Origin of the sequence: Aeromonas lacus (assembly GCF_000764665.1) — a bacterium.
In the GTDB taxonomy this organism is placed as follows: Bacteria; Pseudomonadota; Gammaproteobacteria; order Enterobacterales; family Aeromonadaceae; genus Aeromonas; species Aeromonas lacus.
In genome coordinates this window covers 1-11,698 of the sequence record NZ_JRGM01000181.1, presented here as the reverse complement: position 1 = coordinate 11,698, position 11,698 = coordinate 1, and the positions used below count along the sequence as shown (strand labels likewise).

The 11,698-nt window shown below is 58.2% G+C and carries 10 protein-coding genes and 1 riboswitch; of the genes, 4 read left to right on the top strand and 6 right to left on the bottom strand.

Annotation, left to right across the window (positions count from 1 at the left end; all coding sequences use genetic code 11):
- Window positions 1-115 precede the first annotated feature (115 nt).
- The 4 genes from thrC to LG31_RS0120005 all read right to left on the bottom strand — a co-directional run bounded on the left by thrC (window position 116) and on the right by LG31_RS0120005 (window position 5,812).
- Window positions 116-1,390 carry a threonine synthase gene (gene thrC / locus LG31_RS0120020; protein ID WP_033116167.1) on the bottom strand — a complete coding sequence of 425 codons (1,275 nt, stop codon included), beginning with the start codon at window positions 1,388-1,390 and terminating at the stop codon, window positions 116-118.
- Window positions 1,387-2,367 (bottom strand): homoserine kinase, encoded by a 981-nt coding sequence (gene thrB / locus LG31_RS0120015; RefSeq protein WP_033116166.1) that lies wholly within the window; start codon window positions 2,365-2,367, stop codon window positions 1,387-1,389. Before thrB ends, thrC begins: the two co-directional genes overlap by 4 nt.
- Before the next feature lie 2 nt (window positions 2,368-2,369).
- On the bottom strand, window positions 2,370-4,859 hold the full coding sequence (gene thrA / locus LG31_RS0120010) for a bifunctional aspartate kinase/homoserine dehydrogenase I (protein WP_033116165.1): 2,490 nt from the start codon (window positions 4,857-4,859) through the stop codon (window positions 2,370-2,372).
- A 260-nt stretch (window positions 4,860-5,119) separates the two neighbouring features.
- Window positions 5,120-5,812, bottom strand: coding sequence for a tRNA/rRNA methyltransferase (locus LG31_RS0120005; protein ID WP_033116164.1), 693 nt, complete (start codon window positions 5,810-5,812; stop codon window positions 5,120-5,122).
- Between the two features lie 206 nt (window positions 5,813-6,018).
- On the opposite strand from LG31_RS0120005, the gene aceK reads away from it, so the two are divergent.
- Window positions 6,019-7,746: a bifunctional isocitrate dehydrogenase kinase/phosphatase gene (gene aceK, locus LG31_RS0120000; RefSeq protein WP_033116163.1), complete on the top strand. Its 1,728-nt coding sequence runs from the start codon at window positions 6,019-6,021 to the stop codon at window positions 7,744-7,746.
- 78 nt (window positions 7,747-7,824) lie between these two features.
- Here the strand turns inward: aceK and tesB are convergent, their stop codons facing one another.
- Complete coding sequence (tesB, locus tag LG31_RS0119995; RefSeq protein ID WP_033116162.1) at window positions 7,825-8,691, bottom strand: acyl-CoA thioesterase II; 867 nt, start codon at window positions 8,689-8,691, stop codon at window positions 7,825-7,827.
- Between the two features lie 172 nt (window positions 8,692-8,863).
- Here tesB and LG31_RS0119990 point away from each other — a divergent pair, with 172 nt between their 5' ends.
- The 3 genes from LG31_RS0119990 to LG31_RS0119980 all read left to right on the top strand — a co-directional run bounded on the left by LG31_RS0119990 (window position 8,864) and on the right by LG31_RS0119980 (window position 10,761).
- The gene (locus tag LG31_RS0119990; protein WP_033116161.1) at window positions 8,864-9,598 is read left to right on the top strand and encodes a substrate-binding periplasmic protein; all 735 of its coding nucleotides are present in this window, start codon (window positions 8,864-8,866) and stop codon (window positions 9,596-9,598) included.
- Window positions 9,599-9,904: 306 nt separating this feature from the next.
- Window positions 9,905-9,981: riboswitch (Fluoride riboswitch) on the top strand.
- A gap of 67 nt (window positions 9,982-10,048) precedes the next feature.
- The gene (gene crcB / locus LG31_RS0119985; protein ID WP_033116160.1) at window positions 10,049-10,432 is read left to right on the top strand and encodes a fluoride efflux transporter CrcB; all 384 of its coding nucleotides are present in this window, start codon (window positions 10,049-10,051) and stop codon (window positions 10,430-10,432) included.
- A gap of 11 nt (window positions 10,433-10,443) precedes the next feature.
- Entirely contained in the window at window positions 10,444-10,761 is a 318-nt protein-coding gene (locus LG31_RS0119980; RefSeq protein ID WP_033116159.1) for a DUF190 domain-containing protein, read from the top strand.
- Window positions 10,762-11,147: 386 nt separating this feature from the next.
- On the opposite strand, the gene LG31_RS21090 is transcribed toward LG31_RS0119980, so the two are convergent.
- Window positions 11,148-11,594 (bottom strand): hypothetical protein, encoded by a 447-nt coding sequence (locus LG31_RS21090; protein ID WP_152598457.1) that lies wholly within the window; start codon window positions 11,592-11,594, stop codon window positions 11,148-11,150.
- Window positions 11,595-11,698 lie beyond the last annotated feature (104 nt).

Genomic DNA, 11,698 nt, shown 5'->3' with positions numbered 1-11,698 from the left:
GATTGCAGACAAAGAAACTGCTACTAATTCTTAATCCAGCTTTCCAAGCCCAGAAAATAAAAATCCCCCCGTAACGGGGGATTTTTATTTCTATCGGTTATCTCAGCCCTGTGGCCTAACCCACCAAAAACGCCCTTAACCGGGCAAACTCCGCAGGCAAATTAACGGAGAGCAGCGGTAGCTCGGCATGCTTGGCGAGCGGGCCGGGCAGCGGTACATCGAGATTCAGGATCTCGTCCACCGACTCCTTGAACTTGGCAGGATGGGCGGTGCAGAGGAAGACCCCCACTTCATCTTCGGCCAGCTGTTCACTCAACAGATCCCAGGCAATGGCGCCGTGGGGTTCACAGAGGTAATCCAGCTGGTGCAGCCGTTTAAGGGCAGCGCGGGTCTGGGCATCGTCACGCATGCCAGAACCCAGGGTCTCCAGCGCCCAGCCCTTGCGACGGCAGAGTTCTTCCACCCGTGGCCAGTTGTTGGGGCGGCTGACATCCATGGCATTCGACAGGGTTGCCACTGTCTGGTGCGGCTCCCACTGACCGGTTTTCAGGTAGCGCGGCACGGTATCGTTGGCGTTGGTGGCGGCGATAAAGCGCTTCACCGGCAGCCCCAGCGCCTTGGCGATAAGACCTGCGGTGAGGTTGCCAAAGTTGCCGGACGGTACGCTGATGACCGCCTTGGCGCGATCGGCTTTGGGCAGTTGGGCCACCGCCTCGAAGTAGTAGCAAACCTGCGCCAGCAGACGGCTGATATTGATGGAGTTGGCTGAGTTGAGGCCAATGGCCTTTTTCAGCGCCTCGTCGTCAAAGGCCTGTTTCACCAGCGCCTGGCAGGCATCGAAGTCGCCATCGATGGCGATGGTGCGGATATTGCCGCCGAGGGTGCAGAAGAGCTTCTCCTGCAAGGGGCTGATCTTGCCCTTGGGATAGAGGATCACCACTTCAATCCCCTCCAGCCCGTAGAAGGCGTGGGCCACAGCGGCGCCGGTGTCGCCGGAGGTGGCGGTGAGGATGGTGATCTTGTCGTTGGTGCGAAACGCCGCGAGACACTGGGCCATAAAGCGGCCGCCGAAATCCTTGAACGCCAGAGTCGGGCCGTGGAACAGCTCAAGGGCATAAGTACCGTCTTTGAGTTTCACCAGCGGCGCCGGGAAGGTGAAGGCGGCGTTGATCAGCTCGCTCACCTTGGCGGCGGGCACTTCGTCCCCCAGCAGGTGGCTCAGGATGCGGGCAGAGCGTTCGGCCAGCGGCAGATCCAGCAGGGCATCCACATCGGCCAGCGGTTCGAGTTGTTCTGGGAAGAAGAGCCCCTGTTCGCGACCCAAGCCCTGACGCACCGCCTGCGCGAAGCTCACCTGTTCGCTGTTGTCCTTGATATTGTAGAGATTCATAGCTCGCTTCCTGTTACCCGTGCCCCGGCCATGTCCAGTTTGCAGACCCGGGCAAATCCATCTTCGTTCTGCACGAAATGTGCTTCCATCCAATCCTTCATCCGCTCGGCCTGCGCCAGCTCCTTCATCACCACAAACACGGTGGGGCCGGAGCCGGAGATGCCGGTAGCCAGCGCCCCGTTCTGAGCCGCCTGCGCCCGCACCTCGGCAAAGCCTTCGATCAGCGCCGCGCGGTAGGGCTCGGCAATCACGTCTTTCAAGACGCTCGCCGCCAGCGGCTCCTGCCCGGTGTAGCTGGCGTGGACAAAGGCAGCCAGGCGGCGGCCATAGGTGAGGCAATCCTGACGGCGATATTGGGCCGGCAGAATGGCGCGGGCCGCGGCGGTAGAGACCACAGTACCCGGGTAGCAGACCACCCAGTACCACTCGTTAAACACCGGAATGCCCTGGCTGATAACCCCCGCCTCCTCCACCACCAGCTGCATGCCACCGAGATAACAGGGGGCGACGTTGTCGTAGTGAACGGAGCCTGAAATCTTGCCTTCCATCTCCCCCATCAGCAGCAGCATGTCGTGCTCATTAAGCGGCTCGCCGTGAAAGGCGTTGAGCCCTTCAAGGGCCGCCACCACGCTGCAGGCGCTGGAACCCAGCCCCGAGCCCACCGGCAGGTTCTTCTCCAGCACCATTTCGAGCGGCTTGAGTTTAAGGCCGCGCTTCTCCAGCGCCTCACCATAGGCGACCCAGCAGTCATGGAGGATATTCTTTTTCGAATCGTCCGGCAGCTTGTGGGCGTAACGGCCCACAGAGGACAGCGCAAAAGGCACGTCAGCCGCTTTTACCTGCACCCGATCGCCGAGCAGAGAGCCATCCACGGGGGCGAGCGCCGCCCCCAGTACATCGAATCCCACGCTCAGGTTGGCGCTGGAGGCGGGCGCGTAGGCGACCACGCTACTGCTCTGGTACATGTCTGAACTCATGCTTATAGCTCCTGCTTCCAGTTCTGGGTGCGCAGCACGTCGGCAAAGACGCCAGCGGCAGTCACTTCGGTACCGGCGCCATAGCCACGCAGCACCAGCGGGATCGGCTGGTAGTAGGTAGAGAAGAAGGCGAGCGCGTTCTCCCCGTCTTTGACCTTGAACAGCGGCTCGTCGGCCCCGACCGCCTTGATGGCGACCTTGCACTTGCCACCTTCAATGGAGCCCACATAGCGCAGCACCTTGCCTTCACGCTGGGCCGCGGCGAACTGGTCGCGGAACCAGCCATCGGCTTCTGGCAGGCGGGCCATAAAAGACTCCACATCTTCGCTGGCATCACCCTCTTTTACAAAAGATGGCGGCAGCGCCTGCTCGACTTCCACATCGGAGAGCTCCAGCGCCATGCCGGCTTCGCGGGCCAGAATGAGCAGCTTGCGCGCCACATCCATACCGTTGAGATCATCGCGGGGATCCGGCTCGGTAAAGCCGTTGCCACGAGCGATTTTGGTCGCCTCGGAGAAGGCCATCCCCTCGTCCAGCTTGCCGAAAATAAAGGAGAGCGAACCGGAGAGGATGCCGTCAAACGCGCGCAGCTTGTCACCGGCCATGATGAGGTTCTGCAGGTTCTCGATAACCGGCAGACCGGCGCCCACGTTGGTCTCGTACAGGAACTTGCGACGAGTCTGGCGGGCGGTGCGGCGCAGCGCCTTGTAGTAATCGAGCGAGCCGGTGTTGGCCTTCTTGTTGGGAGTGACCACATGGAAACCGGCGGCGAGGAAGTCGGCGTACTGGACGGCCACAGCCTCGGAGGAGGTGCAGTCAACGATCACCGGGTTGATGATGTGGCTCTCTTCCACCAGCTTTTTCACCCCCTCCAGCGAGAAGCTGTCGCGGGCTTCCACCAGCTGTTCACGCCAGTTGGCGAGGTTCAGGCCATCCTTGTTGACCGCCATCTGGCGGCTATTGGCGATGCCGACCACCCGCAGACCGGTGCCCTGCTCGGCCAGCACCGGCTGCTGGCGGGCAATCTGATCCACCAGTGCCGCGCCGACGCCCCCCACCCCGACCACAAAGAGATCGATAAAGTGCTGGCTGCCAAAGAAGTTCTGGTGGCACGCCTTGATCGCTTCCGCCACCTTGCCGGAACGCACCACCGCCGAGATGGAGCGCTCGCTGGAGCCCTGCGCGATGGCGACGATATTGATGGAGGCCTGTGCCAGCGAGGTGAAAAAGCGAGCCGCCATCCCTTTGCTGGTGCGCATGCCGTCACCGATCAGGGAGATGATGGCCAGATCGTTCATGATTTCGAGCGGGTCGAGCAGCTGGTTCTTGAACTCCAGCTCGAACTCGCGCTCCAGCACCTTGCGAGTCTTATCGCTGTCGTAGCTGTGGATACAGAAGCTGACGCTGTATTCGGAAGATGACTGGGTGATCAGCACGATGCTGACCCCGGCGCGGGAGACGGCAGAGAAGATGCGACCGGCCATGCCGACCATCCCCTTCATACCGGGGCCGGAGACGTTGAACATGCACATGCCGGCCAGATCGGAGATGGCCTTCACTTTGAGGTCGTCATCACCGCTCTCGGGGCCGATCAGGGTGCCCGGCCCCTGCGGATTGAAGCTGTTCTTGATAAGGCAGGGAATGTGGAACTGGGCCACCGGCGCGATGGTTTTCGGGTGCAGCACCTTGGCACCGAAGTAGGAGAGCTCCATCGCCTCCTTGTAGGAGAGAGTTTTCAGCAGATAGGCATCCGGTACCAGACGCGGGTCGCAGCTGTAGCAGCCCTCGACATCGGTCCAGATCTCGCAGCACTCGGCATCGACACAGGCTGCCAAGACGGCGGCGGAGTAGTCGGAGCCGTTACGGCCCAGCAGCACGGTTTCACCCTTGTCGCTGCCACCGGTAAAGCCCGGCATCAGATAGAGGCATTGCTGCTTTTCTGCCGCAACAGGACGCAAGCCCCTGGCGGCAAAGCGCACCCGGGATGCTTCGATATCGACGTGGGCTTCCAGATAGCCGCCATCGGTCACCAGCAGCTCTTCCGGCACGATAAGACCCAGTTCGAGGCCACGCACCCGCAGCAGTTCGTGCATAAAGGCGATGGAGAGGTTCTCGCCACGGCTCAGGATGCGCGCCTGCACGTTGTCCGGGCAGAGCCCCAGCAGGCGGATGCCCTGCATCAGCCGCTCCACCTGATCCAGTTCGCTGGTGAGACGAGCCTGCAGCGCCTTGTCATCCAGCGCCGGATAAGCCGCCTTCAACCCGGCCAGCAGGCGGGAGAAGATACCGTTTACTTCAAACAGGGTACTGCTGGCATCCATGCCACGGCTGGTCTGCTCCACCAGCGCCACCAGATGGTTGGTTACCTTGGCAGGAGCAGACAGCACCAGGGCTACCTGAGACTGGCCATGGGTATTCACCGCAATGTCGGCAACCCGTAAAAAACGCTCTGCATCGGCCAGAGATGACCCGCCAAACTTCAACACTCTCATCGCTTTCTCTCCCTGTAATCCCTGCTGTATAACCGAAAAACCGGTCTAAAAATCATCCAACAAAAAGGCCCGTACTGGGTGGGTACGGGCCTTTTCTGATTTCTGTGCTTGTTCGTCAGCGCATCAACCGGCCCCAGTGCCACCTGTGGTGGTACCGGTAATAATGGTGGTGGTGATGACGTTGGTGAATAGCTGCATGACGAACACTCGTGAACGAAACTGGCTTTTAGCAATACCGCGCCGGGCGCCGGGCTGTCAACTTAAACCTCTTTGCCAAGTTTGCGGGCAAGGTCCTTGCAGAGCAGGTGGAGCATGTTCAAATCCCGCTGCGGCAGCATGGGTACCCGGTCCATCACCCATTGATGCAGTTTTTCATCCTGCGAAACTCCGAGTTCACCCAGAATTTCTGCTGTTTTACTTTTGAGCACGCGAACCTGTCCGCTGTTATCAATATTTTCTGCTGCGACACTTGCCTCATCGAGCAGCGGGCTCAGCTCGTAGGCGTAGAGCATGATCGCCTGCCCCAGATTGAGGGACGGGTAGCTCACCTTGAGCGGCAGATAGCTGATGAGGTCGACCTCGGCCAGCTGCTCGTTGGAGAGGCCAGACTCTTCGCAGCCAAAGACGATGGCGACCTTGTTGAGGGAAGGCTTGGCGCGGATCTGGTCGCGAATTTCAGCCGGGGTGAGATAGTGCTGGTAGCGACCACGCTGGCGGGCGGTGGTGGCGATCACCAGATCCATGTCGGCCAGCGCCTCGGGCAGGGTATCGAACGCCTCGGCCTGAGTCAGGATCTCCTGCGCGCCGTGGGCCACCCAGCTCGCTTCATCCTCTTCGTGTACCCGGCTTGCCACCAGTCGCATGGCATCAAAGCCCATGGTTTTCATGGCGCGGGCGGCGGCGCCGACGTTGGCGGGGCGGGCTGGTGCCACCAGGACAAAATAGAGCTTCATCGGGTTTCCTCACAGGCCGGACGGCCTCTCAAACAGACGGCAAACAGTCGCTAAACCATCGCCAAAACAGGGGCGCAATCTACCGTTTATCCGCGAAAATTGCCACTTGAACAGATGTTTCAATGTTGCCATAGTGGCCTGACGCACGCCTTTTTTGCGCCCATTTTCCGGCGCGTTCGGCCCGAAGAATCACAAGGAAGAGAGAGATGCAGCAGCCATTGGAACAGGCCGTCGCCGAAACCATCTTGCAACGGTTCGAGTCGTTTTACAGCCGGTTTCTCGAGATCACCCGCGGCAGCAAGAGCCGCTTCGAGAACAGCGACTGGCTGGGAGTGCAGCTGGCGGGGCGCGAGCGCATTCGCCTCTATGACCACCATGTGGGGGCCACCGCCAGCTCCATCCGCCAGATGATGGGAGAGCACCACGCCACCCAGGAGCTGCTCAAGCGGGTGAAGGGGGCTTTCAGCGACCTGCTGCCCAAGTGCGAGAACTTCGAGGTGGCGGAGTCCTTCTTCAACTCCGTCTATCGCCGCATCTTCCGCCATCGCAATATCCGCGACGAGAACCTCTATATCCACCCCTTTGTCAGCCGCGGTGACAAGCCCGATCTCAGCGCATTGCTGCGCATCTATCGCACCGATCTGGCCCACCTGCCGCAGACCCTGAGCCAGCTGCTCGGCGATTACAGTTTCACCCTCCCCTATGAGGACAAACAGCGGGATATTGTCGACATCCACCGCCATCTTGCCGAGAACGGCCCGCAAATCCTCCATGACGAGCCGTTTTCCATCGAGCTATTGAAAGAGGTGTTCTACCGCAACAAGGGGGCCTATCTGGTGGGGCTTATCCGGGTGAAGGATCAGGTCTTCCCCTTTATCCTGCCCCTGCTCAGCACCGGCCAGAGCATCTATGTGGACACCGTTATCTTCGAGCCGGATCTCGCCTCCATCGTCTTTGGCTTCGCCCGCGCCTACTTTATGGTTTATGCCCGCGAGCCGGCGCTGTTTGTCGCCTTCCTGCGCCAGATCATGCCCCACAAGCCCGATTACGAGATCTACAACGCCATCGGCTGCCAGAAGCATGGCAAGACCGAGCTCTATCGCCACTACCGCCACCATCTGGCCCAGAGTCGGGATCAGTTCATCATCGCGCCGGGCATCAAGGGGATGGTGATGAGCGTGTTTACCCTCCCCTCCTACGACGTGGTGTTCAAGGTGATCAAAGACGAGTTCACTCCCCCGAAAGATGTGAGCCACGAGCAGGTGAAGGCGAAATACCGGCTGGTTAAACAGCACGATCGGGTGGGCCGGATGGCCGATACTCAGGAATTCACCAACTTCGAGTTTCCGCTGGATCGCATCTCGCCCGAGCTCCTTGCCGAGCTCAAGACGGTAGCCCCCTCGGCACTCACCATCAGCGACGACAAGCTGGTGATCAAGCACCTCTATACCGAGCGCAAGATGATCCCGCTCAACCTCTATCTGGACAAGGCGGACGAGCAGCAGACCCGCCTCGCGCTGGAGGAGTACGGCAACGCCATCAAGCAGCTGGCGGCGGCCAACATCTTCCCGGGGGACATGCTGTTCAAGAACTTTGGCGTCACCCGTCACGGCCGGGTGGTCTTCTACGACTACGACGAGATCTGCTACATGACGGAGTGCAACTTCCGCCAGATCCCGCCGCCGCGCTACCCCGAGGATGAGTGGAGCGCCGAGCCCTGGTATTCGGTAGCCCCCAACGACATCTTCCCGGAGGAGTTCGCCACCTTCCTGCTGCAAAAGCCGCAGGTGCGCGAGATCATGCTGCAACTGCACAAGGAGATGTTCGACGCCAACTACTGGAAGATGCTGCAGAGCAACATCAAGGTGGGGGTATTCGAGGATGTCTATCCCTACCGACGCAAGAAGCGCTTCAAGTACCAGCGCGGCGGCTGATCCCGCAGCGCCCGCCCACATCGCAGCAACGAAAACGGGGTGGCCCAAGCCACCCCGTTTTGCTATCCGCTTTGCGCCTTAACTGCCGCGACGGCGGATCACCCCCTCCTGCATGGTGCTCGCCACCAGCATGCCGTCACGGGTGAAAAACTGGCCGCGTACCAGACCGCGACCGCCGCTGGCGCTCGGGCTGTCTACCACGTAGAGCAGCCAGTCGTCGAAGCGAAAATCCCGGTGGAACCACATGGAGTGATCGATGGTGGCCACCTGCATATCCGGCTCCCAGTACGACACCCCGTGCGGCTGCAGCGAGGTGAGCAGGAAGTTGAAGTCGGAGGCGTAGGCCAGCAGGTATTTATGCACCCGCAGATCGTCCGGCATCTGGCCGTTGGCCTTGAACCAGACGTGGCGCACCGGATCCTGCACCGTCGGCCGAATAGGGTCGACCAGCGTCACCGGACGCATCTCGATGGGCTGCTCGCAGAGGATCTTGTCGCGCAGGGAGGCCGGGATCAGGTTCTCGTAGGGGCGCACCAGCTCCAGCTCGCTCTTGAGCTCCTCCGGCGGGGTGATGCCGGTGGGCATCTGCGCCTGATGCTCGAAACCATCGGCCGGCACCTGAAACGAGGCGTTGAGATAGAAGATGGGCTTGCCGCCCTGAATCGCCTTGACCCGGCGGGTGGAGACGGTCTGGCCGTCACGGATATTCTCCACGTCATAGACAATGGGACGGGTCACATCCCCCGGACGCAGGAAGTAGGAGTGAAAACTGTGAACCTGACGGCCGGTCTCGACCGTCTGCTTGGCGGCTGACAAGGCCTGCCCCATTACCTGTCCGCCAAACACGGCCCGCAGACCGAGATCCTGGCTCTGGCCCCGAAACAGGCCCTCCTCGATTTTTTCCAGCGCCAGCAATGCCAGCAGCTCATCAAGTACCTTGCTCATCGTTCACTCCTCTATCAGAGCCGCACAGGCTAACAAGCTCACCGGAGCAGAGCAACCGCCACGCGTCCTCTTATGTCGCCCGGAAGGCGCAGAAACAGTGCGCTTCGAATCTGTTTTTTCCCCGGTGAAACCGTTAATCTGAAAGAAGTCGATAGAGGCGAGGTCACCAGCCATGCACGTTCGTTATCCACTCATCCCCTCTGTCGCTCACCACCCTTTATTGCGCCTGCACCATCCGCTGCTTGCCCCTCTCCTTGCGCTCTCGCTGCTCCCTGCCAGCGCGGCGCAGAGCGCGGTGATCATCACCGGCGAACTGCCCCCCTACTCCTCTGCGGAACTGGCCAACGGCGGCGAGCTGGCAAGCAAGGTGCTCACCATTCTCAAAGAGGCTGGCCACCCGGATCTGCAGATCTCCTATCAACCCTGGCCACGCGGACTTAAAAACATCGAGCTGGGCAACGCCATCGCCGCTTTCCCCTTTACCTGGACCAACGAGCGCAGCAACAGCCTGCTGTTCAGCACCCCCATCGCCTTCGATATCCAGTCCTGGTACACCACACCCGACAAGAAGGGGCTGGAATCCCCGCCCTGGCAGCAAAAAACCGCCTGCGTGCCCAAAGGGTGGTTCTCCGATGCCATCGAACGGGTCATCAACGATCAGGGGCTGATCGTCAGAACCACCAACCGTCTCAACCAGTGCGTCGAGCTGCTGAAAAAGGGCAAAGTCGATCTGGTGCCCATCAACGACACCTCGAAAAAGAGCCTCTCGGAGGAGGACAATGCCGCCCTCTACCGCCTCTCGCTGTTTCGCCAGAACGTCACCTTCTATCTGGTCACCTCCCGCAACGCAGAGGGGGAGAAGTTTATCCACGACTTCAACGACAAATGGAACGCCCAGGCCTACTGATCCGTCCGCCCCTCCTGCTTGCAGACACCGCCGCACATCCCCGCCCCCAAGCCTAAGAACACAGCCTAGCCGCATCGGCACCACAAATACCGCAGGATCGGAGGTTGTTGCCACCCCGCTATTCGGTGACTCACTCTGCAACCACTTATGGGATTATTTCACTGGTGATACAGCGGAGCAGTAACTCGTTACATAGATGCAAAAATAATCATATTGGACGGGGTCTGGCTGGATGACCCGCTTGCCAGCATGGCTGGCCGACAACACCAAACAGCGGCTCGACTTTTTCTCTGCGACAGATACAATCCATGCACTGGAGATGGCATTCCTCCACATGCATACGCACACAAACCGCCGTTGTGGCTAATGATGCCTACGTTTCAGTCCAGGTCAGGGCTGCGTAGCATATGCACCACTGTCCTGGAGTCTCTGCACTAAAGGACGATTTATATGCTTAATTCGATTCTTGCCATCAGCGTTGGCGCCTCGTTCGGTGCCATATTTCGCTGGCTACTGGGCACATCCCTGAACGCTATCTTTCCTACCCTCCCGCTGGGAACCCTCGTGGCAAACTTGCTGGGAGGCTACCTGATCGGGATCGCTATCGCTTTCTTTTCCGCAAACCCCAATCTCCCCCCTGAATGGCGGCTGTTGGTGATCACCGGTTTTCTCGGCGGGTTAACCACCTTCTCAACATTCTCTGCTGAAGTCACTTCATTACTGCAGGCAGGTCGATTGGCCTGGGCAGGGGGGGCGATTTGTGTCCATGTACTGGGTTCGCTGGCTATGACTCTTGCTGGCATGTGGTCAATGTCAATGCTGCAACGGATGTGACAGGAGTATCTATGCAAGGCTATCAATTAACATTTTACACTCGTCAGGATCGCTCAATAGAGGGTCAACCATTGGCACAATGGCTGGTCGAGCAGGCTAAAGAGCTCGGTATTCAGGGCGCCACCCTGTTGGCTGCCAATGAAGGACTTGGGCATGACCGGCGTTTGCACTCGGCTCACTTTTTCGAACTGTCAGACCAGCCATTGGAAGTGACCTTTTCCGTCACTGACAACGAGGTAAACCTCATTTTCGACCTGCTAAAGAGACACAACACGAGTGTGTTTTATACCTTGATGCCAATAGAGTTCGGGATGTCTGGCGATCGCTAATCTGGTAATCAAATCGCTATATCGCCTCTTATCTGGCATAAGAGGCGATTAGGAGACCCGCTTTTGGGGCTGACCAACCCCCTGCATAGCAAGCACCTCCGTACATCCGCCCACTATCAGCAGCATCGGCATCGGCATCACGAATACCGCAGGATCGGAGGATGTTGCCACTCCGCCATTAGGCTATCGACTCTTCTAACACGTCTCGGATTATTTCACTGGTGATACGGCGAACAAAAATTCGTTACATGGATGCAAAAGTCATCTTGGCGGATGGGAGTCAGGTTGAACGACCAGCTTGCCAGCATGGCTGGCCGATAATATAAGACATCGGCGCAAGGCCGGTATCAGGTGATAACTATGTCTTTACACCCCGCTAATACGCGTTAATAACCATAATAAAAGAGCATAAAGAATGACATCAAATAACATAATCTAGAAAGCCAAATTAAAACCGAAGAACTAGACAACTCATATTTTAAAGTCAATTCGTTTAAAAAGGAAAAATCACCTACCTCATGATTTCTAACATACTGTAACCTACAATGAAAAAACAATAAAATAACACCAAGAAAGCCGACACAATAAGAAATAATTCGTTGATGAAGCTCGCCATTAACCCATGACAAAGCTAATCCCATAGCACATGATATAAAAAAGAATATAGATGCCAGATTAGTCAGCCAACAAGACTTAAACATCACGTAGTCCATAAACAAAAACACAGCTCTAGAATCATTAAATTTTAATTTATTCCTAACATAAAAAAACACCTGACAAAAAATCAGCAAAGCAAGAAAAGTTATCATTCCTGATGCAAACAATATCTTCATCTGGTCTTCCTTTTAATATGCCTTAAAAAACGAACGTTCGAACGATTAGGACACCCACCTTTTGTAGCAAGCCACTATCGAACGGCTTGCAGGCCTTATAAGGG